The sequence below is a fragment of the Bradyrhizobium huanghuaihaiense genome (genome assembly GCF_025200885.1).
Classification (GTDB): Bacteria; Pseudomonadota; Alphaproteobacteria; order Rhizobiales; family Xanthobacteraceae; genus Bradyrhizobium; species Bradyrhizobium huanghuaihaiense.
In genome coordinates, this window is the sequence record NZ_CP104172.1 from 887,300 (window position 1) to 912,466 (window position 25,167).

The 25,167-nt window shown below is 65.2% G+C and carries 26 protein-coding genes; 18 read left to right on the forward strand and 8 right to left on the reverse strand.

Annotated features, from left to right (window positions below):
- The first annotated feature begins 2 nt into the window (after window positions 1–2).
- The 10 genes from N2603_RS04110 to N2603_RS04155 all read left to right on the forward strand — a co-directional run bounded on the left by N2603_RS04110 (window position 3) and on the right by N2603_RS04155 (window position 10,525).
- A complete protein-coding gene (locus tag N2603_RS04110) occupies window positions 3–1,064 on the forward strand; it encodes an ABC transporter ATP-binding protein (protein WP_260387785.1) in 1,062 nt (353 codons plus the stop codon).
- Window positions 1,061–1,258 carry a hypothetical protein gene (locus N2603_RS04115; protein WP_260387786.1) on the forward strand — a complete coding sequence of 66 codons (198 nt, stop codon included), beginning with the start codon at window positions 1,061–1,063 and terminating at the stop codon, window positions 1,256–1,258. The genes N2603_RS04110 and N2603_RS04115 overlap by 4 nt, the downstream gene beginning before the upstream one ends.
- Window positions 1,255–2,670, forward strand: a complete 1,416-nt coding sequence (locus tag N2603_RS04120; RefSeq protein WP_260387787.1) for an amidase — start codon at window positions 1,255–1,257, stop codon at window positions 2,668–2,670. The genes N2603_RS04115 and N2603_RS04120 overlap by 4 nt, the downstream gene beginning before the upstream one ends.
- Window positions 2,667–3,641 carry an ABC transporter ATP-binding protein gene (locus N2603_RS04125; protein WP_260387788.1) on the forward strand — a complete coding sequence of 325 codons (975 nt, stop codon included), beginning with the start codon at window positions 2,667–2,669 and terminating at the stop codon, window positions 3,639–3,641. Before N2603_RS04120 ends, N2603_RS04125 begins: the two co-directional genes overlap by 4 nt.
- Before the next feature lie 409 nt (window positions 3,642–4,050).
- The gene (locus N2603_RS04130) at window positions 4,051–4,320 is read left to right on the forward strand and encodes a GlsB/YeaQ/YmgE family stress response membrane protein (protein ID WP_018643375.1); all 270 of its coding nucleotides are present in this window, start codon (window positions 4,051–4,053) and stop codon (window positions 4,318–4,320) included.
- A gap of 248 nt (window positions 4,321–4,568) precedes the next feature.
- Window positions 4,569–6,317, forward strand: coding sequence for a type I secretion system permease/ATPase (locus N2603_RS04135; protein WP_260387789.1), 1,749 nt, complete (start codon window positions 4,569–4,571; stop codon window positions 6,315–6,317).
- Window positions 6,314–7,645 (forward strand): HlyD family type I secretion periplasmic adaptor subunit, encoded by a 1,332-nt coding sequence (locus N2603_RS04140; RefSeq protein WP_018643373.1) that lies wholly within the window; start codon window positions 6,314–6,316, stop codon window positions 7,643–7,645. Before N2603_RS04135 ends, N2603_RS04140 begins: the two co-directional genes overlap by 4 nt.
- A gap of 162 nt (window positions 7,646–7,807) precedes the next feature.
- Complete coding sequence (locus tag N2603_RS04145) at window positions 7,808–9,277, forward strand: AMP nucleosidase (protein WP_260387790.1); 1,470 nt, start codon at window positions 7,808–7,810, stop codon at window positions 9,275–9,277.
- A gap of 122 nt (window positions 9,278–9,399) precedes the next feature.
- On the forward strand, window positions 9,400–10,014 hold the full coding sequence (locus N2603_RS04150) for a tetratricopeptide repeat protein (protein ID WP_260387791.1): 615 nt from the start codon (window positions 9,400–9,402) through the stop codon (window positions 10,012–10,014).
- Between the two features lie 235 nt (window positions 10,015–10,249).
- The gene (locus tag N2603_RS04155) at window positions 10,250–10,525 is read left to right on the forward strand and encodes a DUF1488 domain-containing protein (RefSeq protein ID WP_260424140.1); all 276 of its coding nucleotides are present in this window, start codon (window positions 10,250–10,252) and stop codon (window positions 10,523–10,525) included.
- Between the two features lie 198 nt (window positions 10,526–10,723).
- Here the strand turns inward: N2603_RS04155 and N2603_RS04160 are convergent, their stop codons facing one another.
- Window positions 10,724–11,206: a CinA family protein gene (locus N2603_RS04160; RefSeq protein ID WP_260387792.1), complete on the reverse strand. Its 483-nt coding sequence runs from the start codon at window positions 11,204–11,206 to the stop codon at window positions 10,724–10,726.
- A gap of 146 nt (window positions 11,207–11,352) precedes the next feature.
- Between N2603_RS04160 and N2603_RS04165 the strand changes: the two genes are divergently transcribed.
- Genes N2603_RS04165 through N2603_RS04175 form a run of 3 tightly spaced genes read left to right on the forward strand, consistent with a single transcriptional unit; the run spans window position 11,353 to window position 13,959 of the window.
- Window positions 11,353–12,411 (forward strand): amidohydrolase family protein, encoded by a 1,059-nt coding sequence (locus tag N2603_RS04165; protein WP_260387793.1) that lies wholly within the window; start codon window positions 11,353–11,355, stop codon window positions 12,409–12,411.
- Window positions 12,412–12,436: 25 nt separating this feature from the next.
- Window positions 12,437–13,546, forward strand: a complete 1,110-nt coding sequence (locus N2603_RS04170) for an amidohydrolase family protein (protein WP_260387794.1) — start codon at window positions 12,437–12,439, stop codon at window positions 13,544–13,546.
- Window positions 13,546–13,959 (forward strand): Rieske (2Fe-2S) protein, encoded by a 414-nt coding sequence (locus tag N2603_RS04175; protein ID WP_018643366.1) that lies wholly within the window; start codon window positions 13,546–13,548, stop codon window positions 13,957–13,959. The genes N2603_RS04170 and N2603_RS04175 overlap by 1 nt, the downstream gene beginning before the upstream one ends.
- A gap of 197 nt (window positions 13,960–14,156) precedes the next feature.
- Here N2603_RS04175 and tcuC read toward each other — a convergent pair whose 3' ends face one another.
- Both tcuC and N2603_RS04185 read right to left on the reverse strand, forming a co-directional pair.
- Window positions 14,157–15,488 (reverse strand): MFS transporter, encoded by a 1,332-nt coding sequence (gene tcuC, locus N2603_RS04180; protein WP_260387795.1) that lies wholly within the window; start codon window positions 15,486–15,488, stop codon window positions 14,157–14,159.
- A gap of 144 nt (window positions 15,489–15,632) precedes the next feature.
- Window positions 15,633–16,526: a transcriptional regulator GcvA gene (locus N2603_RS04185; RefSeq protein ID WP_018643364.1), complete on the reverse strand. Its 894-nt coding sequence runs from the start codon at window positions 16,524–16,526 to the stop codon at window positions 15,633–15,635.
- A 110-nt stretch (window positions 16,527–16,636) separates the two neighbouring features.
- Between N2603_RS04185 and N2603_RS04190 the strand changes: the two genes are divergently transcribed.
- A complete protein-coding gene (locus tag N2603_RS04190; protein ID WP_260387796.1) occupies window positions 16,637–16,840 on the forward strand; it encodes a DUF1127 domain-containing protein in 204 nt (67 codons plus the stop codon).
- An 84-nt stretch (window positions 16,841–16,924) separates the two neighbouring features.
- The gene (locus N2603_RS04195) at window positions 16,925–17,548 is read left to right on the forward strand and encodes a GNAT family N-acetyltransferase (protein ID WP_260387797.1); all 624 of its coding nucleotides are present in this window, start codon (window positions 16,925–16,927) and stop codon (window positions 17,546–17,548) included.
- An 83-nt stretch (window positions 17,549–17,631) separates the two neighbouring features.
- Here the strand turns inward: N2603_RS04195 and N2603_RS04200 are convergent, their stop codons facing one another.
- The 3 genes from N2603_RS04200 to N2603_RS04210 form a co-directional block, all read right to left on the reverse strand.
- Window positions 17,632–17,802 (reverse strand): RNA polymerase sigma factor region1.1 domain-containing protein, encoded by a 171-nt coding sequence (locus tag N2603_RS04200; protein WP_018643361.1) that lies wholly within the window; start codon window positions 17,800–17,802, stop codon window positions 17,632–17,634.
- A 277-nt stretch (window positions 17,803–18,079) separates the two neighbouring features.
- On the reverse strand, window positions 18,080–18,910 hold the full coding sequence (locus tag N2603_RS04205) for an enoyl-CoA hydratase (protein WP_260387798.1): 831 nt from the start codon (window positions 18,908–18,910) through the stop codon (window positions 18,080–18,082).
- Between the two features lie 118 nt (window positions 18,911–19,028).
- Complete coding sequence (locus N2603_RS04210; protein ID WP_260387799.1) at window positions 19,029–19,730, reverse strand: SDR family NAD(P)-dependent oxidoreductase; 702 nt, start codon at window positions 19,728–19,730, stop codon at window positions 19,029–19,031.
- A gap of 38 nt (window positions 19,731–19,768) precedes the next feature.
- On the opposite strand from N2603_RS04210, the gene N2603_RS04215 reads away from it, so the two are divergent.
- Genes N2603_RS04215 through N2603_RS04225 form a run of 3 tightly spaced genes read left to right on the forward strand, consistent with a single transcriptional unit; the run spans window position 19,769 to window position 22,891 of the window.
- The gene (locus N2603_RS04215; protein WP_260387800.1) at window positions 19,769–19,951 is read left to right on the forward strand and encodes a hypothetical protein; all 183 of its coding nucleotides are present in this window, start codon (window positions 19,769–19,771) and stop codon (window positions 19,949–19,951) included.
- 22 nt (window positions 19,952–19,973) lie between these two features.
- Window positions 19,974–21,758 (forward strand): acyl-CoA dehydrogenase family protein, encoded by a 1,785-nt coding sequence (locus N2603_RS04220; RefSeq protein WP_260387801.1) that lies wholly within the window; start codon window positions 19,974–19,976, stop codon window positions 21,756–21,758.
- Between the two features lie 44 nt (window positions 21,759–21,802).
- The gene (locus N2603_RS04225; RefSeq protein ID WP_260387802.1) at window positions 21,803–22,891 is read left to right on the forward strand and encodes a Zn-dependent alcohol dehydrogenase; all 1,089 of its coding nucleotides are present in this window, start codon (window positions 21,803–21,805) and stop codon (window positions 22,889–22,891) included.
- 280 nt (window positions 22,892–23,171) lie between these two features.
- Here the strand turns inward: N2603_RS04225 and N2603_RS04230 are convergent, their stop codons facing one another.
- Complete coding sequence (locus N2603_RS04230; RefSeq protein WP_260387803.1) at window positions 23,172–23,525, reverse strand: nuclear transport factor 2 family protein; 354 nt, start codon at window positions 23,523–23,525, stop codon at window positions 23,172–23,174.
- A 169-nt stretch (window positions 23,526–23,694) separates the two neighbouring features.
- The gene (locus N2603_RS04235) at window positions 23,695–25,167 is read right to left on the reverse strand and encodes an amidase (RefSeq protein WP_260387804.1); all 1,473 of its coding nucleotides are present in this window, start codon (window positions 25,165–25,167) and stop codon (window positions 23,695–23,697) included.

The following is a 25,167-nucleotide window of genomic DNA, read 5'->3' on the forward strand; positions in this document are numbered from 1 at the left end:
CCATGAGCGAAACCAACTCTTCCGTCGCTATGCTGGAGCAGGTGGAGGATCGCGGCGGCGTCGCGCAGCCGCTGCTCCAGGTCAACGGCCTGACCAAGCACTTTCCGGTGCGCGGCGGGCTGTTCGCCGCCAAGCGCACCGTGCGTGCCGTCGACAATGTTTCCTTCTCCGTCGCCAAGGGCGAGACGGTCGGCATCGTCGGCGAGTCCGGCTGCGGCAAGTCCACCACCGCACGGCTCCTGATGCATCTGATGCCGCGCGATGAAGGCGACATCATCTATGACGGCATGACCGTCGGCCGATCCTTGTCGCTGCGCGAGCTGCGCCGCGGCATGCAGATGGTGTTCCAGGACTCCTATGCCTCGCTCAATCCGCGCCTGACCATCGAAGAATCCATCGCCTTCGGCCCCAAGGTTCACGGCATGGCCGATGGCACTGCCCGCGCGCTCGCGCGCGAGCTGCTCGGCAAGGTCGGCCTGCGCCCCGAAAACTTCGCCAACCGCTATCCGCACGAGATCTCCGGCGGCCAGCGCCAGCGCGTCAACATCGCCCGCGCACTGGCGCTGTCGCCGCGGCTGGTGATCCTGGATGAGGCCGTCTCCGCGCTCGACAAGTCCGTCGAGGCGCAGGTGCTCAATCTGCTTGCCGATCTCAAGCGCGAGTTCGGCCTGACCTATCTGTTCATCAGCCACGACCTCAACGTCGTGCGCTACATCTCCGACCGCGTGCTGGTGATGTATCTCGGCGAGGTCGTCGAGCTCGGCCCGGTCGACCAGGTCTGGGACAGCCCGGCGCATCCCTACACGCGCGCGCTGCTCGCGGCGATGCCATCGTCCGATCCTGATAACCGCACCGAGAAGCCGCCGATCACGGGCGATCCGCCCAATCCGATCGACCCGCCCCCGGGCTGCCGCTTCCACACCCGCTGCGCGTTTGCGGAGCCGCTCTGCGCAAATGCTGCACCAAAGCTCACGGCCGTCGATACAATGGGCCACGAGGCCGCGTGCTACATGGCGATCCCGGGTTCAGGCCATAGCCGCGCGCCCGCAGGGGAAACAGCATGACAAGACCGACACCAAAAGAGATCAAGCCGATCGCGCAAGTCTCGGGCATTCCCGTGGACGATGAGATCGCAACGCGCATCTCGGGCGCCATCGGGCCGGCCTTCGAGGGCTTTGCCGCGATCGCCGGCACGCTGCCTTTCGACCTCGAGCCCGCGTCCTACGTGGTGGCGCAGACGCAGAAGGTGTCGAAATGAGCCTTGAACCTGCCTTGATGACGCTCACCGAGGTCGCACATGCGATCGCGATGAAGCAGCTGTCCTCGCATGAGGTGACGCGTGCGCTGCTGCACCGCATCGCGCAGTGGCAGCCGCATCTCAACGCCTTCATGTCGATCGAAGCGGAAGCCGCGCTGAAGGCGGCCGAGGCCGCCGACGCTGCGCTCGCCAAGGGCAATGGCCGCGGACCGCTGCACGGCGTGCCGCTCGCGCACAAGGACATGTATTACGACGCCGGCCACGTCGCGACCTGCGGCTCGCTGATCCGCCGCGACTTCGTCGCGACCACGACGTCCACGGCCCTGCAGCGGCTGAAGGACGCCGGCCAGGTCCGCCTCGGGACGTTGCATCTGGCCGAATTCGCCTATGGTCCGACCGGGCACAACGCCCATTACGGACCGGTGCGCAATCCCTGGAACGTCGCGCATATCACCGGCGGCTCGTCGTCGGGCTCGGGCTCGGCGGTCGCCGCGCGCCTGACCTATGCGGCACTCGGCTCCGACACCGGCGGCTCGATCCGCATGCCCGCGCATTTCTGCGGCGTCACCGGGCTCAAGACCACCTGGAGCCGCGTCAGCCGCGCCGGTGCAATGCCGCTGTCGCAATCGCTCGACACCGTCGGCCCGCTCGCCCGCACCGCCGAGGATTGCGCGCTGCTGCTGGCGCTGATGGTCGGTCCCGATACCGAGGATCCAACCTGCAGCCACGAGCCAGTGTCGGACTATGTCGCCGCAACCAAGGGCTCGCTGAAGGGACTCAAGATCGGAGTCCCCGCGTCGTTCTACGTCGACGATCTCGACAGCGAGGTCGCGCGCGTGCTGGACGAGACCATCGCAGTGCTCAAGCGCGAAGGTGCCGACATCGTCAAGGTCGAGCTGCCGGACCAGCGGCAATTGTCCTCGGCCAGCCAGCTCGTGCTCGCCGCCGAAGCTGCCGCCTTCCACAAGCGCTGGATGATCGAGCGTCCGCAGGATTACGGCGCGCAGGTCCTGATGCGGCTCCAGAACGGGCTCACCGTTCCCGCCATCACTTACCTCGAGGCGATGCGCTGGCGTGGCCCGGCGCTCGCCGCGCACAATGCGGCGACCGCGGGCGTCGACGCGGTGATCGCACCGGCCTCGCCAGTGCCGGCGCCGACGATCGAGGAGAGCGACGTCGGTGGCGGACCGAACGCGCCGGCCATGGTGCAGCGGCTGACGCTGTTCACCCGCCCGGTGAACTTTTTGGGCCTGCCGTCGCTGACCGTGCCCTCGGGCTTCACAAAGAGCGGCCTGCCGGTCGGCATGCAGCTGATCGGCCGCTCCTTCGATGAAGCGACCCTGCTCACCATCGGCGCCGCCTTCCAGCGCGTCACCGACTATCACGACCGGATGCCGAAACTGCCGTCATGACCAAGCTCGTCGAGATCTCAGGCCTCAACATCCGCTTCACCGGCGAGCGCACGGTCTATGCCGTGAATGATCTCAGCCTGTCGCTCGGCGACGGCGAGGTGCTGGGCCTGCTCGGCGAGTCCGGTTCGGGCAAGAGCGTGACCCTGCGTGCGCTGATGCGGCTGTTGCCGAGGAAGCGCACGCAGATTTCGGGCACCGTCAACGTCATGGGACGCGACGTGCTCGCCATGAACGACGAGCAGCTGTCGTCGTTCCGCGGCCAGACCGTCTCCATGATCTTCCAGGAGCCTGCCCTCGCGCTCGATCCGGTCTACACCATCGGCGCGCAGATCGCCGAAAGCGTCGTGCGCCACGAAGGCAAGTCTTACGCGGAGGCACGCGCGAGAGCGCTGGAGATGTTAGAGGTCGTGCGCATTCCCTCGGCAAAACGCCGGCTCGATGCCTATCCGCACGAGATGTCCGGCGGCATGCGCCAGCGTGCGATGATCGCACTCGCGCTCGCGTGCCGTCCCAAGATCCTGCTCGCGGACGAGCCGACCACGGCGCTCGATGCCACCGTGCAGATCCAGATCCTGCTGCTGCTGCGCGAGCTGCAGCGCGAGTTCGGCATGTCCGTCATCTTCGTCACCCACGATATCGGTGTTGCGATCGAGATCTGCGACCGCGTCGCGGTGATGTATGCCGGCCAGATCGTGGAGCAGGGGGCCTTGCGTGACATCGTCCGCACCCCCGTGCATCCCTACGCCAAGGGCCTGCTTGCCTCGACCATTCATGGCGCGAGGCGGGGGCAGCGGCTCGAGACCATCCCCGGCACGCCGCCATCGCTGGCCGAGAAGCCCCACAATTGCTCCTTCGCCCCCCGCTGCGCCGTGGCGCAGCCGCGTTGCCTCGAGCAATTGCCGGCGAATGTCGAGGTCGGACCGGGCCGCGCGGCGCGGTGCGTGCTGGCGGAGCCGGTGGTGGCGACCTAGCGCTTTAGGCCGGAGTTTGGCCGCGTGCGCCGCTGCGCTCCCTCGCCCCGTTCTTACGGGGCGCGACGAGCTTCGCTCGCGCTGAGAGGGTTGGGGTGAGGGGCCTCTCTCCGCGCAAGACCATGTCGAGGGACCTGTACCCCCTCACCCGGATTGCATCTTCGATGCAATCCGACCTCTCCCCGCAGGCGGGTAGAGGTTAAGAGCAGTTCGCGCGCTTCATCAAAATTCCTCTACGACAACATCGACTTGTCACAGTTCGCCGCGCGCCGATGGCAAGGCGTGTCTCTACTGTGCATGGGGTTGTTTTCGACATTTTTTGTTGCCGCGCCGTCCGCGGAACCCATTCAGACCCCATTCATCCCGGTTCCGGTTCCATGCGCCCGTTCACGGAGAGGGACTTCAACTTATGTACATTTCTGGCCAAAGCCTCATCGTCATCCTGTTCGTCGGCCTGGTCGCCGGCTGGCTCGCGGGCAAGGTGGTCCGGGGAGCCGGGTTCGGCATCATCGGCGACATCGTGATCGGCATCGCCGGCGCCTTCGTCGCCAGCTTCCTGTTCCCGAAGCTCGGCATCCATCTTGGCGTCGGGCTGGTCTCGGAGATCATCTATTCCGCGATCGGCGCCATCATCCTGCTGCTGGTTGTCCGCCTGGTGCGCGGCGGCGGGCGGCTCTAGCGCCGCAAGTCAACCTGGCGCCTCCCCGTCTTGGGAAAGGCGTCAGGTCCGCAAGAAAAAGCCGCAAGCCTGTGAGAATCCGGGCTTGCGCGCGGGGCCATCAGGGGTAGTAGATGTGGCCACCAGGGGTTGGATTGATCAACCGCGTTGACGAAGGGGCGAGAACGCGATGTTAATCCGGGTCAATTACTCCTGAAATTGCCTTTGAAATCAGGGGCCTTGCCCCATACCCGAAAGAGATCAGACTGATGGCAGCCGTACCCGGCGTTCGCCGTTCAGAGCTTGCTGACGCGCTGCGCGCCTGTCGCACGGCGTTCGTCGGCGTCGGCCTGATGAGCTGCGTGATCAACCTGCTCTATTTGACGGGCTCGATCTTCATGCTGGAGGTCTACGACCGGGTGCTGCCGAGCCGCAGCGTTCCAACGCTGGTCGGCCTCATCATCCTCGCCAGCTTCCTCTACATGGCGCAGGGCGTGCTCGACATGATCCGCAACCGGATCCTGGGGCGGATCGGAACCTCGCTCGACGATGCCCTCAACAAGCGCGTGTTCGACACCATCGTGCGCCTGCCGCTGCTGGTCGGGAGCCGCAATGAGGGCCTGCAGCCGCTGCGCGACCTCGACAATGTCCGCTCCTTCCTCGGCGGCATGGGCCCGAGCGCGTTCTTCGACCTGCCCTGGCTGCCGCTCTACCTCGCCATCTGCTTCGCCTTCCACGTCCTGATCGGGGTGACCGCTCTGGTCGGCGCCATCATCCTGGTGGGCCTGACGCTGGTCACCGAATTCATGTCCCGCCAGCCGGCGAAAGAGGCGATGGGCCTTGCCGCGCAGCGTAACGATCTCGCCCAGTCCAGCCGCCGCAACGCCGAGGTGATGGTGGCGATGGGCATGACCGGCCGGATGAACCAGCGCTGGAGCGAGGCCAACGAAAAATATCTCGCCGGCAATCAGCGTGCGAGCGACGTCGCCGGCGGCTTAGGGGCGGTCGCGAAAGTGCTGCGCATGATGCTGCAATCGGCGGTGCTCGCCGTCGGCGCCTATCTCGTCATCCACCAGGAGGCGACCGCGGGCATCATCATCGCCGGCTCGATCCTCTCCGCCCGCGCGCTGGCGCCGGTCGATCTCGCCATCGCGCACTGGAAGTCCTTTGTCGCGGCCCGTCAGAGCTGGCAGCGCCTCACGCGCCTCCTGGAGCAGATGCCGGCGCAGACGATGCCGACCCAGTTGCAGGCGCCGACCAGCCGCCTCTCCGTCGAGGGCGTCGCCATGGTGCCGCCGGGCGACCAGCGCCTCATCGTGCAGGACGTCAGTTTCGCGCTCGCCGCCGGCAACGGTCTCGGCGTGATCGGGCCGAGCGGCTCCGGCAAATCCTCGCTGATCCGCGCGCTCGTCGGCGTCTGGCAGCCGGTGCGCGGCAAGGTGCGGCTCGACGGCGCGGCGCTCGACCAATGGTCAAGCGACGTGCTCGGCCGCCACATCGGCTATCTGCCGCAGGACGTCGAACTGTTCGGCGGCACCATCGCACAGAACATCAGCCGGTTCGATCCCGAGGCCACCTCCGACGGTATCATCGCCGCGGCGAAGGAGGCCGGCGTGCACGAGATGATCATCAAGATGCGCGAGGGCTACAACACCCAGGTCGGCGAGCAGGGCACAGCGCTCTCCGCAGGCCAGGCGCAGCGCGTGGCGCTGGCGCGCGCGCTCTACGGCAGCCCGTTCCTGATCGTGCTCGACGAGCCCAATTCCAACCTCGATACCGAAGGCGACGAGGCGCTGACCCGCGCCATCCGCTCGGCGCGCGAGCGCGGCGCCATCGTCATCGTGGTGGCGCATCGCCCCATCGGCGTCGAGGCGGTCGACCAGATCCTGGTGCTGCGCGATGGCCGCATGCAGGCCTTCGGCCCGAAGGAGCAGGTGCTCGCCCAGGTGCTCCAGCCGCGGGTGACGCCGCCGGCACCGATCAAGGTCGTCAGTGAAGGCGGAGTGGCCAAATCATGAGCACGGTGGCGATCGGCGGTGCGAAGCCCGCCAAGAAGACCGTGCGTGATTCCATCACGTTTCACCTGATGCTCGGCCTTGGCATCGTACTGGTCCTCGTCGTCGGCCTCGGCGGCTGGGCATCGACGGTGCTGATCTCGGGCGCGCTGATCGCGCCGGGCCAGATCGTGGTCGAATCCAACGTCAAGAAGGTGCAGCACCCGACCGGCGGCGTGGTCGGCGAGCTGCGCGCCCGCGACGGCGACGTGGTCAAGGCCGGCGACATCGTGGTGCGGCTCGACGACACCGTGACCAGGGCGAACCTCTCCATCGTCACCAAGAATCTCGACGCCGCGCAGGCGCGCACCGCCCGGCTCCAGGCCGAGCAGCGCGGTCTGGACAAGATCGAGTTTCCGCAATCCCTGCTCGATCGCGGCAACGACCCCGACGTCAAGGCACTGATCTCCGCCGAGACCAAGCTGTTCGAGGTCCGCGTCAACGGCCGCGCCGGCCAGAAGGCGCAGCTCCGCGAGCGCGTCCTGCAGCTCAACGAGGAAATCGAGGGCCTGTCCGCGCAGGAGACGGCCAAGGACAAGGAGATCGCGCTGGTCCAGAACGAGCTCACCGGCGTCCGCGATCTCTACGACAAGCGTCTGGTGCAGATCTCGCGTCTGACCCAGCTCGAGCGCGACAGTGCCCGCCTCAACGGCGAGCGCGCGCAATACATCGCCTCGCGCGCGCAGGCCAAGGGCAAGATCACCGAGACCGAGCTCCAGATCATCCAGGTCGACAAGGACATGGTCAGCGAGGTCTCCAAGGATCTGCGCGAGACCAACGACAAGATCGGCGAGCTGATCGAGCGCAAGGTCGCCGCCGAGGACCAGCTTCGCCGCGTCGACATCCGCGCGCCGCAGGACGGCATGGTGCTGCAATCGACGGTGCACACCGTCGGCGGCGTCGTCACCGCCGGCGACACCCTGATGCTGATCGTGCCGCAGGCCGACGACCTCCAGGTCGAGGCCAAGGTCAATCCGGTCGATATCGACAAGCTCCAGATCGGCCAGAAGACGCTGCTGCGCCTGTCCGCCTTCAACCAGCGCACCACGCCCGAGCTCAACGGCGTCGTCAGCCGCGTCTCGCCCGACGTCACGACCGAGCAGCGCACCGGCCAGAGCTACTACACCATCCGCGTCTCGATGCCGCCGGAAGAGATCGCCCGCCTCGGCGACGTCAAGATCATTCCCGGCATGCCCGTGGAAGCCTTCGTCCAGACCGGCGACCGCACCATGCTGTCCTACCTGATGAAGCCGCTGCACGACCAGCTGATGCGGGCGTTCCGCGAGAAGTGACGCGCGAAAGCGCGTCATCTTTCCTCGTCATTGCGAGCGTAGCGAAGCAATCCAGACTGTCTCCGCGGACAGATTTCTGGATTGCTTCGCTTCGCTCGCAATGACGACTTGGCTGTCAGTTTGCTATACTGCGATCGCAAACAGCAACCCGGCGGTCGAATAATGCAATCCCCACCCTCCATCGCCACCAAATCCTTCTCCGACGCGTCTCTTGCCGTCGCCCGGCTCGAAGAGATCTACGAGCGCAATACAAAATTCCTGCGCGACCGGTTCGAGGCCTACGTTGGCGGCGAAGCCGTCACCACGCGGGTGCGGGCCTACTATCCCTTCGTCCGCCTCACCACCGCAACACATGCGCGGCTCGATTCCCGGTTGTCCTACGGCTTCGTTGCCGGCCCCGGTGTGCACGAGACCAGCGTCACGCGGCCGGATCTGTTCCGCGCCTATCTGACCGAGCAGATCGGTCTGTTGATCCAGAACCATGGCGTGCCCGTGGAGATCGGCGAGTCGGCCGAGCCGATCCCGATCCACTTCGCCTATCGCCGCGACATCAACATCGAAGCCGCCATCACCACCAGCGAGAACTCGCCCGTCACGCGCTCGCTGCGCGATGCGTTCGACGTGCCTGACCTCGCCACCATGGACGATGCCATCGCAGACGGCACTTTCGTGCTGCAGGCGGGCGCGCCCGAGCCGCTGTCCCTGTTCCGGGCCGCCCGCGTCGACTACTCGCTGCGCCGACTCTATCACTACACCGGAACCGACCCCGAACATTTCCAGAACTTCGTGATCTTCACCAACTACCAGTTCTATGTCGATGCCTTCGCGCAGCTCTGTCAGCAGCGACTTCAATCCGGCGAGGCGGGTCTCGAAGCCTTCGTCGCGCCCGGCAATGTCATCACGCGCAGTGGCGGTGCCACCAGCGGGGATGCGCCGTTGCGCACACCGCAGATGCCGGCCTTTCATCTCGTTACGCCGGGCTATCGTGGCATCACGCTGATCAATATCGGCACCGGCCCGTCGAATGCGCGCAACGTCACCGACCACGTTGCGGTGCTGCGCCCGCACGCCTGGCTGATGCTCGGCCATTGCGCGGGCCTGCGCAACACGCAGCGGCTCGGCGACTACGTGCTCGCCCACGGCTATGTGCGCGAGGACCACGTGCTTGACCGCGAGTTGCCGCTCTGGGTTCCGATTCCGGCACTGGCGGAAATGCAGGTCGCACTCGAGGAGGCGGTCGAGGACGTCACCGGCCTCGAAGGTTTCGAGCTCAAGCGCCTGATGCGCACGGGGACCGTCGCGAGCGTCGACAATCGCAATTGGGAGATCTCCGGCCCGGAGGTGATCCGCCGCATGTCGCAGTCGCGCGCGGTGGCGCTCGACATGGAATCAGCCGCGATCGCCGCCAACGGTTACCGCTTCCGCGTCCCCTACGGCACGCTGCTGTGCGTCTCCGACAAGCCGCTGCATGGCGAGATCAAGCTCGCGGGCATGGCCAGCGAATTTTACCGCCGCCGCGTCGGCCAGCATCTCGAGATCGGCCTGAAGGCGCTGGAGCGGCTCAAGCAGCAGGAATCCGAACGCCTGCATTCGCGAAAGCTGAGAAGCTTTGCCGAAGTGGCATTCCAGTAGAAGGACAACAGAACTGTCGTACGAACGTTGACGTCTCCGTGAGCGCGGAGTCCCGGAATATCGCTGCCGAGCCAGTGTTATCAATTCGTCCGGGGCCGCTTGAAGCAGGACAGGAGACGAAGATGTTCACTGGGATGATCAGGCTCGTCACACTCGGCACATTTGCGGCAACGCTGTGGATTTCGCCGGCGTTCGCCGCGGGCGGAGGCGGCGGTGGAGGAGGCGGTGGCAGTATCAGTTCGACCGATCCCTATGCCGGCGCCTATTCGGATCAGAAGCCGCAGCCAACCTATCCGAAGCGGCCGGGCGCCAAGGCAACCCAGAAGGGCAAGAAGCAAGGCAACCAGTCCAGTATCGGCGATCCCGCTTTCGCCGCAGGCTACCGCGTCGCCTATGATACCATCTACGAGCGCAACGACTATGCGGCCGCCATCGCGCAGTTGAAGTCGCTCGGCCACGACGACCATCCGAACGTCGCCAACCTCATCGGCTATGCCTACCGCAAGCTCGGCGACTACGAGCAGTCGCAGGTCTGGTACGAGCGCGCCTTGCAGGCAGATCCGAACCACGTGCTGACGTGGCAATATTATGGACTGTGGCAGCTCGAGCGAGGCAACCGCGAGCAGGCGCTCTATCACCTCGGTCGGATCGCATCCATCTGCGGGACCGACTGCGAGGAATACCGGTCGCTGGCTGCGGCACTGGACAAGCCGGCCGGAACAGCGCTCGTCTATTGAGGTCGGAACGTGGCGGGCTGACGCGAGCGCGCTGTTGGCGCACGTCGTATGACCGCCATGTCCCCTAAAGCATGATCCGGAAAAGTGCGAAGCGGTTTTCCGGAAAGATCATGCGTAAACAACAACCTAAAGCGCGATGACGATTCATCCAAATCTCATCGCGCTCTAGTGCGGGTGGTGACAACGCGTCAGATTTTCAGCATTGTCCGGCGCGGGGCTCGACCGGGACGACTTGATGCCACTTTTGCGCGACAAGATCATTGGCCATGATCTGGAACGGCTGGCCTTTCGCTTCACCATGCTGGACGATGGCGAGGTCGTGCAGTGCCAGATCTCCGACGCGGCGATGGACGAACTCGCGGGCATGCAGGGCACCGAAAGCAGCGCGCGGCAGGCGCAGTTCCTGTCCCTGCGCGAGACCATCGAACGCATCGCGTCGGAACTCTACGACGAGGCGCCGAGGGTGCAGGGCTACGTGGTGCGGATCTTCATGCGGCATCTGGGAAGGTGACGTCGGTCGTTGCCGCGAGCAATAACGCCTCTCCGTCATCCTGAGGTGCGAAACACGTGGCGCAACGCGCCGCGCGGAGAGCCTCGAAGGATGAACGGCCGAGATGCAGCCGGGCCGTCGTCCTTCGAGGCTCCCCTTGCGATGCAAGGGGAGCCTCAGGATGACGGTACAGAAAGGGTGGTCGCTGCTAACAGCAACTCACCCCTCAAGCTTCCTCAGCAACAACCTCAACGCCGTCGCCGCAAACACCTGCATGTTCGCGAACCGGTCGCCGCTCGCCGTCTCAAGCGTCATCACCTCCGACGCGGGCCCCGCGACGGCCATGCAGCTGTGGCCGGCGGCGTCGCCGTAGCGGTTGCCGGTGGGGCCGGCGGCGCCGGTCTCGGACAGGCCCCAATCGCAATTGAAGCGGCTGCGCATCCGCTCGGCCAGCAATTGCGCGTAGGGCTCCGAGGACGAGCGAAAGCCCTTCATTCCTTCATCCGAAATATCCATCAGCACACCCCTCGCATCGCGGGTGTAGACCACGGCGCCGCCGAGGAAGTAGGCGGACGCGCCGGGCACCGCGAGCAGGCTGGCCGCGATCAGCCCGCCGGCTGATGATTCCGCGACCGCAATGGTCTGTTTGCGCGCGATCAGTTTTGCCGCGACCTGTTCCGCAATGCCGATGAGCTCTTTCATCCCCAAGACCCCTTATTCCTTCGCAACCGAGCTCAGCCTTCCTAGCATATGACAGCAGGCTTGGCCGAGTTGCGGGCGAGGGGCAGGCCTGCTTGAATGGCGGGTACAAGAAGAGACATGCGAGGAAACGTGAGAAGGGAGACGTCATGGCGTCCCTGATCGCCGGCGGCATCGATTGCGACGTGCATCCGGCCGTGCCGCATCTGACCAGCCTGCTGCCGTACCTGAACGACTATTGGCGTGATCAGGTGACGACGCGCGGCATGGTCGACCTCGTCTCGCAATCCTATCCGAAGAGTTCGCCGATCACGGCGCGTCCCGATTGGCGGCCCGAAAGCGGCAAGCCGGGCGAGAGCCTCGAGGCCATGCAGCGCCATGTGCTCGATCCCTTCCAGCTCAAGCATGCGATCTGCAATCCGCTCTATGGCGTGCAGATGGTGTTTTCCGAGGACATGCAGGCCGCCTTCTGCCGCGCGCTGAACGACTGGCTTGTGAAGGAATGGCTCGACCGCGATTCACGACTGCGCGGCTCGATCGTGATCCCCACGCAGAGCGTCGAGAAGGCCGTCGCCGAGATCGAGCGCTGTGCGCCAGATCGTCGCTTCGTGCAGGTCTTGATGCTGGTGATGGGCGACACGCCGCTCGGCAAGCGTGCGCTGTGGCCGATCTATGAAGCCGCGGAACGGCTCGACCTGCCGATCGGCATCCACGCCGGTTCCGCCTATCACAATCCGCCGACCGCGGTGGGATGGGGCTCCTATCACATCGAGGATTATGTCGGTCAGGCCCAGGCGTTCCAGGCTCAGCTCACCAGCCTGATCGTCGAAGGCGTGTTCGCCAAATATCCGCGGCTGAAAATGGTGATGCTGGAGTCCGGTGTCTCTTGGATCGCGCCGTATCTCTGGCGGCTGCACAAGTTCTGGCGCGGGGTGCGGATGGAGACGCCGTGGGTCGATCGCGCGCCGCTGGAACTTGTGCGCAGCAACATCCGCTTCTCGTTACAGCCATTTGATGCGCCGCCGGAACCCGAGACATTAATTCGCCTGTTTGAGCATATGCAGTCGGACGAATTGGTCTTATTCTCCACGGACTATCCGCACTGGCAGTTCGACGACCAGGACGCGCTGCCCGAAGGTCTGTCCCCCGATCTCGTGCGCAAGATCATGATCGACAATCCGTATGCAACCTATCCCCGCCTGACGTGAGCCCGCTGCCAAAGGAGGCAAGGCGATGAATATACAGTTCCGCGAGAACCAAGAAGCCGCTTCCCCACTGACCGCCAAAACCGCGATCGCGGACTGCGACATCCACCCGGCACGCGCCACCCGCACCGAGCTCTATCCCTACCTCGCCAAGCGTTGGCAGCATCATCTCGAGATCTACGGCGTCCATGCCTACCAGGGCATGATGGAAGGCCCGCCCTATCCGAAGGCGCAGCCCAATGCCTCCCGCCGCGATGCTTATCCGCCGGAGGGCGGCCCGCAGGGCTCCTCGCTCGCCTTCATGCAGAAGCAATTGCTCGATCCCAACAATGTGCAGCTTGGCGTGCTCAATCCGCTCAACACCGGGCAGGGCATCCGCAATCACGAGCTCTCGGCTGCGCTGTGCTCGGCGATCAACGACTGGCAGATCGACAAGTGGACCAGCAAGGACAAGCGGCTGAAGGCGTCCATCGTCGTCGGCAATGAGGACGGGCTGTCGGCAGCCGCCGAGATCCGCGAGCGCGCCGGCGACAAGAACTTTGTGCAGGTGCTCTTACTCAGTCGTAACGTCGAGCCGCTCGGCCAGCGCCGTTACTGGCCGATCTATCAGGCCGCGGAAGAGGCGGGTCTTCCCGTCGGCGTGCACGCTTTCGGCTTCGGCGGCAACCCGATCACGCCATCGGGCTGGCCGAGTTACTACATCGAGGAGATGGTCGGCCACTCGCAGTGCCAGCAATCGGCGCTGGCGAGCCTGGTGCTGGAGGGCGTGTTCGAGCGCTTCCCGAAACTGAAGATGGTGATGATCGAGGCCGGCTTCGGCTGGGCGCCGTCACTGGCATGGCGGCTCGACAAGGCCTGGCAGCGGCTGCGCAGCGAGGTCCCGCATGTGAAGCGGCCGCCGTCAGAATATATCCGCGAGCAGGTGTGGTGGACGACGCAGCCGATGGAAGATCCTGAAAGGCGCGAGGACCTGTTCGACGTCATCAAATGGATCGGCTGGGACCGGCTGCTGTTCGCGACCGACTATCCGCATTGGGACTATGACGAGCCCTCGCGCGTGCTGCCGGCGGGCGTCAGCGAAGCCAATCGCGAGGCGTTCTATCTCGGCAATGCGAAGAAGCTCTACGGAATAAATTGATGGCGCGTCATGTGATTGCGCCGGTCGACGAGCTTCCGCCGGGTACGCGAAAATTCCTGGAGATCGACGGACGGCCGATCGCGATCTTCAACATCAAGGGCGAATATTTCGGCCTGATGAACCGCTGCCCGCATCAGGGCGCGGCATTGTGCGAGGGCCCGCTGATTGGGCTCGCGCAGTCGAGCAATCCCGGCGAGATCGAATACACGAAGTTAGGTGAGATCATCCGCTGCCCCTGGCACGGTTGGGAATTCGATATCCGCACCGGACAGTCCTACTGCGATCCCCGCCGCTTCCGCGTGAAGGCCTATCCGGCCCATGTCGAGCCGGGTGCAAGCGTGGTGAAGGGGCCGTATGTCGCCGAGACGATTCCCGTGAAGGTCGAGAGCGATTACGTGGTGGTGGAGCTGTAAGCCCCCGCTCTTACCCTCCCCTGGAGGGGGAGGGTCGATCGCGCGAAGCGCGAGCGGGGTGGGGTGATCTCTCCCCACGGGCAGCGTTCGATGCGGAGGGACCTCCACCCCACCCCGTCTCACATTATCGCTGCGCTCAATGTGAGCCGACCCTCCCCTCCAGGGGAGGGTAAGAGCGGCGGTGATTGACGTGACCGTCAATGCCCCGCAACCGGCTCCGCCGCCGTATCATAGATCGGCACTGCCTTGCCGCCGCCGCGGTAGACGATCGAGGCCGCGATGATGCCGAGGAGCGCCGCGAACATCAGCCAGGCGCCGGGCGCGGCCTTGTTGCCGGTGTAGTCGATCAGCCAGGTCGAGGCGAACGGCGTGAAGGTGCCGAACAGCGCGGCCGCGAGCGCGAAGGCGAGCGAGAAGCAGGTGGTGCGCACATGCGCCGGCACGATCTCGACGAGGGCGCCGAGCATGGTGCCGCTGTACATGCCGAAATAGAACGAGAACATCATCTCGACGGCGAGCAGCTTGCCGAAGGTCGGCGCAGCCACCAGCCAGGACAGCGCCGGATAGGCGGTGACCAGCGCGAGGCCGGCGATCCCGATCAGCACCGGCTTGCGGCCGATGCGGTCGGACAGCGCGCCACCGACCGGATTCCAGATGAAATTGGTGACGGCGACGAGCAGCGTCACGAGCAGCGCATCCTGCGTCGACAGCTTCAGCACGGTCTTGCCGAAGGTCGGCGTGTAGACGGTGACGAAGTAGAACGTCGTCGTGGTCAGGATCGCGATCATCATGCCGAGCAGCACGATGCGCCAGTTGGCGAGCGCGGAGGCGAACACCTCGCTGGTCGTCGGATGTTTCTTCATGGCGAGGAAGGCCGGCGTTTCCTCCAGCGTGCGCCGCAGGACAAAGATCAAGGGAATGATCAGGCAGCCGACGAAGAACGGAATGCGCCAGCCCCAGGACGCGACGGTGTCGGCCGGCATCACCTCGGAGAGGATGAAGCCGAGGATCGACGCCACGAAGATCGCGACCTGCTGGCTCGACGACTGGAACGAGGTGTAGAAGCCGCGATTGCCGGGCGTTGCGATCTCCGCGAGATACACCGACACACCACCGAGCTCGACGCCGGCGGAGAAGCCCTGCAGCAGGCGGCCGATCAGCACGATGACGGGCGCCGCGATGCCGATGGTCGCATAGCTCGGGCAGAACGCGATCACGACCGTGCCGAACGCCATGATGCCGAGCGTGACGATCAGGCCCTGGCGGCGGCCGATGCGGTCGATGTAAGCGCCGAGCACGATCGCACCGACAGGCCGCATCAACGCGCCGAGCCAGAACACGCCGAAGGTGTTGAGCAGCGAGGCGGTTTCGTTGCTCGAAGGGAAGAACGCCTTGCCGATCGCGGCGGCGTAGAAGCCGAACAGGAAGAAATCGAACTGCTCGAGGAAATTGCCCGAAGTGGCGCGCAGGATCGCGCCGATGCGCGACTTGATCTCGGGCGGATTGGTTGAGGTGGCTGGTCCAGCCATGACGTTGCTCCCCTTGGAAAGACGTGGCCGGACCGGAACTCATTTCACGGCAAGGCGACAGATTGAAGCTGCGACAATCTGTCATCCCCTTCCCGCGCGAGGCGGAGGGAGTCAACCGGTTTTCCGGAGGAAGCTGATGATTTTTCAGGCTTTATTTTGCGTTGCAGCGAGGATCCATTGGCGGAACGCGGCAAGCTTCGGTGCCTCTCGACGGCCGTCGGGAGAGACCAGGTAAAACCCTGCATCCGCAGGCAGCGCGATCTTGAAGGGGACCACCAGCCGGCCCTTGGCGATGTCGTCCTGGACGTAGGAGGTCCGTCCCATCGCCACGCCCATGCCGTCGATCGCCGCCTGCACCGTCATCAAGGTCATGTCGAAGGTGATGCCGGGCTGCCGGGAGATGCCGGCGGAAAGGCCCGCCGCGGTCAGCCACAGCCGCCAGTCGTCACTGACGTTGGTGTGCAGCAGCACGTGGTCCTTCAGATCCTCCGGACGCCGCAGCGGCTTGTCACCGCGCAGCAGCGAGGGGCTGCACACTGGAAACAGCTCGTCCGCCATCAGCCAGTCGGCGCGCAGGCCCGGCCATTGCCCGCGGCCGTAGCGGATCGCGACATCGACATTGTCGCGCTGGAAGTCGACCAGGCTGGTCGAGGTGGTGATGCGGACGTCGATGCCGGGATGGCTCTCCTGGAAATCGGTCAGTCGCGGCAGCAGCCACTTTGCGGCAAGCGAGGCGATCGTCGACACCGTCAGCACCTTGTCGTCGTCCTTGCGCAGCAGGCGATCGGTGGCAAGGCGCAGGTCGTTGAAGGCGGCGCGCACGCCCGGCAAATAATCGCGCGCCTCCGGCGTCAGCGCCAGCGCGCGGTTCTGCCGGATGAACAGGCGGATGCCGAGCTCCTCCTCGAGCCTGCGGATCTGATGGCTGATCGCGGTCTGGGTCACGTTCAGCTCGCTGGCCGCCAGCGTGAAGCTGAGATGGCGCGCGGCGGCCTCGAACGCCCGCAATCCGTTCAGGGAGGGCAATCTGGCAGTCATCTGGCAGCAGGATGCATGACGTTATTTCATGCGAAAGGGTACAAATTGTCGTTTGTCGCGGCGCACTCAGAGGCAGATATTAGCGGTCAACTTAGCTCCAGGAGCTGAAAATGTCTACTTTGACCGACAATTCGATGACAAATCATCATGCGCACGGCCTGCTCCACCAGATCGGCGAGACCCTTCACGTCTGGCACGAGCGCTATCGGACCCGGCGCGAGCTGACGCACTGGACCGCCCGCGATCTCCACGACGTCGGGCTGTCCTGGTCCGACATCGCCTATGAGGCCGACAAACCCTTCTGGCGGGCCTGATTGGCCGCCAGGCCGGCGCCGCCTGACTGTGGGGGCGCCGGCGGTCCCTTTTTGTGAAGGGCAAATTTCTTAAAGGCTCGTGTCATGAGCACTCTCCGCCTCGAAGACCTGAAGCAATATTCGGATACGCTGCGCACCCAGCAGGGCGAGACGCTCAACGTTCGCTTCGTCGAGCCGCGCGACACCGAGGAGCTGCAGCACTATTTCCGCTCGCTCTCGACCCGCTCCCGCTACAACCGCTTCTTCGGTGCGATCAGCGAATTGCCGAAGGGCCTGCTGCACGATTTCCTCGAGGTCGGCGAGCGCGAACGTTTCACTGTTGTCGCGACCATGATGGTCGACGGTTTCGAGACCATCGTCGCTGAGGCGCGCTATGCGTTGCATGCGGAAACCGCGACGCTCGAATTCGGCCTGTCGGTCGATGACCGCTGGCACGGCCACGGCATCGCCACTGCGCTGATGAAGAACCTGGAATGCCGCGCGGCTGCGCTCAATGCCGAGCACATGTTCGGCGACACGCTGCGCTCCAACGAGGCCATGGTCTCGCTCGCACGCAAATCCGGCTTCGCCTTCGTCAACCATCCCGACGACTGGAAGCTGGTGCGCTTCGACAAGGAGATCAGCATCGCACCGAAGGAGATTCCCTGTGCCAGCTGGCGCCTAGCCGCCCTTTCCCGTCAGGCCGAAAGCCCCTCAGCCTCGGCCTGACACCACTGCAAGCCCGGCCTGGCCAAGCCAGAGCCGGGCATTTTTTTGAGGCGAGCCCAATTCCACCCCGCGAAAGCGCCGGCCTATTCTTCCTCGATCCAGATACCCCGCTCGCTTAAAGCCGCGAGCACAGCTTCAATGTCTTCCGGCTCCACCTTGGTGGATGGCATCAGCTCGTTCAGCTGATCGAACGTAACATAGCCCGTCTTCTCCGCCAGGATGGCGGCCTTCCGGACCACCTCAGACCAGTCCATTCAGTAATCCCAAAAATAGGGTCCCTACTATAGGGAATGATCGAATGGTTCGGACCGCGCAGCCCGGATGGAGCGCAGCGCAATCCGGGATTCTTCCCGCGCTCGCATCCCGTCATCCTGAGGTGCGAGGCATGGGACGCAACGTGTCCCATGGGGAGCCTCGAAGGATGAACGGCCTCGCTGTCCATTGGCATCCGATTCCCCGCGGCCGCAGCCGGGCCGTCGCCCTTCGAGGGCCGCTGAAGAAGCGGCCGCCTCAGGGTGACGGGTAAAAATCCTACTTCCCCGCGAACACCGCCTTGCGCTTCTCGATGAACGCCTGCACGGCTTCCTTGTGGTCGGCGGTCGTGGTCAGGCGGATCAGCCGCTCGGCTTCGTGATCCCGGGCGGTTTCGAAGTCGAACAGCAGGGCCTCGTCGAGATTGTCCTTCATGTAGCGCAGCGCGAGGCGAGGGCCTTCGGCGAGCGATTTGGCCAGCGCGAACGCCTCAGTCTGCAGCTTGTCGTCGGGCACGACGCGGTTGACGAGGCCGATCGTTTCGGCGCGCGCGGCGTCGACGCGATCGCCGGTGAACATCAATTCGCGTGCCCGCGCGGTGCCGACGAGGCGGGTGAGCAGCCAGGCGATTCCGTAGTCGCCGCTGAGCGCGATGCGGGCATAGCCGGTGGCGACGAAGGCCGATTGCGCGGCGATGCGGATGTCGCAGGCCATGGCGATGGCAAGCCCGGCGCCGACCGCGGGGCCGGGCAGCGCGGCGATCGTCGGCTTACGCACCGACACCAGCGCGCCGGTGAGCAGCCGCTGCCGCTCCTGCAGATCGGCGATGCGATCGTCCAACGACATCTCCAGCTTTTTGGGGTCGCGATGCGCGCCCATGCCCTTGACGTTGCCGCCGGCGCAGAAGGCTTCGCCGGCACCAGTGAGCAAGAGCGCGCCGACGCTCGGATCCTCGGCGCAGGTCCGGATCATGGTGCGCAGCGCCGGCGTCAGCGCGTCCGACAGCGAATTGCGTGCCTCCGGACGGTTCAGCGTGATGACCGCGACGCGGTCGCGGATGGTGCAGAGGAGCTCGCTGGTGCCGGTGTCGATGGTGGTTTCCGTGGTCATGTCGCCTCCCTCTCTTTCGTCATTGCGAGCGAAGCGAAGCAATCCAGTCTGCTTCCGCGGAGACATTTCTGGATTGCTTCGCTTCGCTCGCAATGACGGTTGTTGCTACGTTATCGTCTCAAAACTTCTCCACCCAGGGCCGCAGCTCCAGCTCCCAGCTCCAGGCGCTGCGCGGCTGCTGCAACACGTTCCAATAGCTCTGTGCGATGGCGTCGGGGTCGAGCATCGAATCCGGCTTGTCGGCAGGCTCGGTGCGCGCTGTACTCCTGATGCCACCGTCGATCACGAAATGCGCGACATGGATGCCTTGCGGCGAGAGTTCACGCGCCAGGCTCTGTGCGAGCCCGCGCAGCGCAAACTTGCCCATCGCGAAGGAGGCGGACTGCGCGTAGCCCTTGACGCTGGCGGAAGCGCCGGTGAACAGGATCGCGCCGTGCTGGTTCGGCAGCATGCGCTTGGCCGCCTGCTGCGCCACCAGGAAGCCGCCATAGGCGCTGACCGCGATCGCCTGCGCGACGTCGGCCGGAACGAGATCGACGAACGGCCCGCGGGTGCGGCCGCTGGCATTGTAGACGACGAGATCGGGCGTGCCGATCTCGCGCTCGACCAGGCCGAACAGCCGCTCGACCTCATCAGGCTCGGCGGCGTTGCAGGCATAGGCTTTCGCGCCGGTCTCGCTGCAGAGCGCGCCGAGCTTTTCGACCTTGCGCGCGGCGAGTGCGACACGGATGCCTTGGGCGGACAGCAGCCGGGCCAGCGAGGCGCTCAGGCCTTCGCCGGCACCGACGATGAGCGCGATCTTGTATTTCGGGTGTTCCATGGCGTGATCTCTCAGGACGGGAAGCAGTTGATCTATGCATGGGCCGCGCGGGCAACCAGCCAAGAGCCGACGGCCAGTCGATCACAATTCCGCAGAGCGAATTGCTCCGTCACGGCGATCATGCCTCCCTGACAATTTGCGGCTTTATCGCGCTTCCTGGCTGGAGCATGATCGACATCATTCAAAGCGGCAAGCGCCAAAACAGCGCAAAATGTCCGTAAGGCGGAAACGAAGAGGACGATCATGCACAAGCCGGTCCCAGCGCAGCCGAAACATGTCGCGGCCGAGCCATCCGGCCTGCTGGCGCCCGATACGTCCGGCATGAACTTCTACCGCGCCGACCCGGCGCTGACGGATCTGCTCCGCATCCATCTGCCGGACAATCTGTTCCGCCACATCGAGCCGCATCTCGATCGCCTCGGCGAGCTCGCCGGCGGCCGGCTCGACGAGTGCGCGCGGCTCGCCGACCGGCACACGCCGGTGCTGCACCAGCGCGACAAGTTCGGGCGCGACGTGCAGTCGATCGAATATCATCCGGCCTATCGCGAGCTGGAGAACGCCGCGTTCGGCCAGTTCGGCGTCCACGCGCTCTCGATCCGCAAGGGCATCATGGGCTGGCCAGACAAGTACCCTGTCGTCGCCAAGCATGCCTTCACCTTCCTGTTCAACCAAACCGAATTCGGCATGGGCTGCCCCATCAACGTCACCGACGGCTGCGCCAAGCTGCTTTCGAATTTCGGCAGCGAGGCGCTGAAGGCGAAATATCTGGACGGCTTGACCTCGACCGACATGAGCAAGCTGACGCAGGGCGGCCAGTTCATGACCGAGAAGGAGGGCGGCTCCGACGTCGGCACGCTGACCACGCGCGCGGTGCAGGAGGGCGATTATTGGCGCCTCTATGGCGAGAAATGGTTCTGCTCGAATGCCGATGCGAAAGTCGTGATGCTGTTGGCGCGCCCCGAAGGCGCCGGTCCCGGCACGCGCGGCGTCGGCCTGTTCCTGATGCCGCGCTTCCTCGATGACGGCGCGCAGAACCACTACCGGATCGTGCGCCTGAAGGACAAGCTCGGCACCCGCTCGATGGCCTCGGGCGAGATCAAGCTCGAAGGGGCGATCGCCTATGCGGTCGGCAAGCTCGACCGCGGCTTCGTGCAGATGGCCGAGATGGTGAATTCGTCGCGGCTCTCCAACGGCGTCAAATCCACCGCGCTGATGCGCCGCGCCTATCATGATGCGCTTGCCGTGGCGAAGAACCGCGTCGTGTTCGGTCAGCGCATCATCGATCTACCGCTCGGGCGGCGGCAGATGCTGAAGATCATGCTGCCGGTCGAGCAGGCGCTGTCGATGAGCTTTCTCACCGCCGACGCGCTCGACCGTGCCGAAGCCGGCAGCCAGGATGCGGCGGCGCTGCTGCGCATCCTGACCCCGACGCTGAAATTCCGTGCCACGCGTGATGCGCGCAAGGTCTGCGGCGATGCACTCGAGATGCGCGGCGGCATCGGCTATATCGAGGAATTCGTTACCCCACGGCTCTTGCGCGATGCGCATCTCGGCTCGGTCTGGGAGGGCACCGGCAACATCGTCGCGATCGATGCGCTCCGGCGTGCGGTCGGTCGCCATGGCGCGGAATCCGCGCTCGCCGCCGATCTGCATGCCCGGCTCGACGACAGCGCCTCCGTGCCGCAGGCCTGGCGCGACAATCTGCGCGGCCTCGTCGATCGCGCGGTCGGCTTTGCGCGCGAGGTTGCGGGCAAGGCCGAGAACGAAGCCGATGCGCGCCGCGCCACCAGCCTGCTCTATCATGTCGCAAGCGCGGTCGCGCTCGCCTGGGAAGCGCACCGCATCCACGAGATGCGCGGCGATGCGCGCCGGCTGCTGCTGTCGCGCCTCGTGATTGACCATCGCGTGTCGCCGAGCGATCCGTTCCGGCTGACGGAAAATGCCGTGCAGGCCAAGATCGCCGCGCTGTTGTTCGGCGACAGCCCAGCCGGCATGAGCGAGGTTGGCGAACTGGTTCTGGCGGCGTAGGCTGCGCGCCGCGATCAAACAAGAAACGCGATAGGGAGTGTTCGATGAAGGCCGCCGTCCTCTATGAAGTCAACCAGCCGCTGGTCATCGAGGATGTCAGCCTGCCGAAGCCCGGCCCGCGCGAGGTCCTGATCCGCACCGCGGTGGCCGGCCTCTGCCACTCCGACCTGCACTTCATGGAAGGGCTCTATCCGCATCCGCTGCCGGCGGTGCTCGGGCATGAGTCTGCCGGCGTGGTCGAGCAGGTCGGCTCCGATGTCACTTACGTCAAGCCGGGCGATCACGTCGTCACCTGCCTGTCGGTGTTCTGCGGCACGTGCGACAATTGCACCACCGGCCGCACCGTGCTCTGCACCGACGCGACGGTGAAGATGCTGCCGGGCGTCTCCAACCGCATGCAGTGGTCTCGCTCCGAGAAGCTGCACCAGTTCCTCAATCTCTCGTCCTTTGCCGAGCAGATGCTGGTGCACGAGAACGCCATCGTGAAGATCCGCAAGGATATGCCGCTCGATCTCGCCGCGCTGATCGGCTGCGGCGTCATCACCGGCTATGGTGCGGTCGTAAACACGGCAAAGGTGACGGCCGGCGAGACCGTGGCGGTGATCGGCTGCGGCGGCGTCGGCATGGCCGCGATCAACGGCGCGCAGATCGTGGGCGCCGGCCGTATCATCGCCATCGACACCAATCCGGCAAAACTCCAGCTCGCGACCAAGCTGGGCGCCACCGACATCATCAATCCCGCCGACGGCGACGTCGTGAAGCAGGTGCGCGACCTCACCAATGGCGGCGTGCATCACGCCTTCGAGGTGCTCGGCCGCAAGGAGACCGCGGAGCAGGCGTTCGGCATGCTCGCCGCCGGCGGTACCGCCACCATCGTCGGCATGATTCCGTTCGGCCAGAAGATCGAGCTGCACGGCTTCGACTTCCTGCGCGAGCGCCGGATCCAGGGCTCCTCGATGGGCTCCAACCATTTCCGCGTCGACATGCCGCGCCTCGTCGATTTCTACCTGCGCGGCCGGCTGCACCTCGAGGACTGGATCTCGGCGAAGCTGAAATTGTCTGAGATCAACGAGGGCTTTGCCAACATGAAAGCCGGCAAGACGCTGCGCAGCGTGATCGTGTTCGATAGTTGATCCAACACAGGTGTCATCGCCCGGTTTAACCGGGCGATCCAGTACTCCGGCGGGAGTTGAGTGAACGAACTGCTGCCGCAGGGTACTGGATGCCCCGCCTGCCGCCTACGCTAAAGCTTCGGCGCCCCTCGATCTCAACCCCGGCGAAGCCTTGGCGTAGCCGGGTCGCGGGGCATGACAGTCTGCAGCCCGGATGGAGCAAAGCGTAATCCGGGATCTTTGTCGCGGACGGACTGTCCCGGATTTCGCTTCGCTCCATCCGGGCTACAGGAGAAACACCTCACCGCGACACGTGCGCCGACACGGCCAGCCATGTCCCGTTCTTCTTCGCCCAGCAATCGGTGTACCGGCCCGTCGCCTGCTGGCCGTCGGCCGTGGTGTAGCTGGTCGCCGCGTGGATGATGGCGAAGTCGCCCATGATGCGGATGATGACGTCATGCGCGTGCAGGTTGCGGATCGCGATCGGCCGCGCCGTCTGCTCCAGGAAGGCGGCGCGATCGACCAGCGTCTTGTCGGGATTGGAGCAGTAGAACTCAGGCGCCAGGATCTCGTCGAAGCGCCTGACGTCGCAGTTCTGAACGGAGGCGACGTAGTCGCGATTGAGCGCGGTGAGCTGTTCGAGATCCTGGCTCATGGTGCTTCCTCCCTCTCTGTCATTCCGGGACACGCGGAGCGCGAACCCGCAATCTCGATGTTATTTTACCCCGTCATTGCGAGCGAAGCGAAGCAATCCAGAAATATCACCGGGGATGCGGTCTGGATTGCTTCGTCGCAAGAGCTCCTCGCAATGACGGGAAGAAGCCCTAATCGTCAAACATTTCTGGCGGGACGAAGCCGCCGAACTCGCGCTCGATCAGCTCGGCGAGCTTCAGCGGCGTGCGATCTTCCAGCCACGGGCCGACGATCTGCATGCCGAGCGGCAGGCCGCTTTTCGACAGCCCGAGCGGGACGGCCGTCGCAGGCAGGCCCGGAAGCGTCGCGATGCCCGGCCAGGCGAGCTGGTCGGAATAGGGGTAGTCCTGGCCGTCGATGCTGATGCGTCGCAGGTCCTGTTCCGGCAAATGATCATGCGGAAAGGCCGGCGTCGGCATGATCGGGCAGATCACCGCGTCGAAGCTGTTGAACAGCGCGCGCCATTGCGCGCGCAGGCCGGCGCGGCGACCGGCGTCGAGCACCCAGGCGCGGTGGCTTGCAATCGTGCCGCGCAGCCGCTCGGCGCCGAGGCTCCGGTCCTCCGGCGACAATTGGCTCGCCCGGGCCCGCGAATCCGCGAGCTCCTCCGGCAGGAAGAACGCGCCGAGGAAGCCCAGCAGCATGCGCATGTAAAGCCGCGAGGTCTCCGCGAAATCCGGCAGCAGCGCGCTCTCGCGTGCGACCGTGACGCCGGCCTTCGCAAGATCGGTTGCGAGCTTGTCGATCGCGCCGCGGACATCCCGGTCGGTCGGCAGCAGCGGATGGCTGTCGACCACCAGGACACGAAAATCCCGCAGCGACTGATGTCGCGCAACAGGCAGGTCGAGCTTGTAGGCGACACCGGCGTCCAGCGGATCCGGTCCGGCCATGATTTCGAGCAGCAAGGACAGATCCGCAGCGCTGCGCGCCATCGGGCCGATGACGGCGAGGTCGCCTTCGCGCGGTAGGGCTGGAAATGGCGGCGGGGTCTCACCGCGCGCCGGGCAGAGATTGATGGTCGGCTTGTGAGCGAAGATGCCGCAATGAAATGCCGGCACGCGCAGGGAGCCGCCGATGTCGGAGCCGGAGGCGAGCGCGCAATAACCTGCGGCAAGGGCGGCCGACGATCCGCCGGACGATCCACCCGGTGTGCGGCCGAGATCGTAGGGGTTGTTCGTGGTGCCGTAGATGTCGTTGTAGCTTTGCCAGTCGGAGAGGCCGACCGGCACGTTGGTCTTGCCGAGGATCACGCCACCGGCCTCTTTGATGCGGGCCACCGGCAGCGCGTCTTCCACGGGCCTGAAATCCTTCTGCGGCACGAAGCCCCAGGTCGTCGGCAGGCCGGCGATGTTGAAGGATTCCTTGATCATCACGGGCAGGCCGAGCAGCGGTTTGCGCTCGCCGCGGGCCAATGCGGCGTCCGCCTCGCGCGCGACGCCGAGCGCGCGATCGAAATCCTGGACGCAGATCGCGTTGATCTTGCCGTCGTGACGCTCGATACGGCCGATCGCATCCTGCGTGAGCTCGACCGCGGAGACCTTCTTCGCGTTCAATGCGGCCGACACCTCGACCGCGCTCTTGAAACTCCATTCCGATCTGGCCAC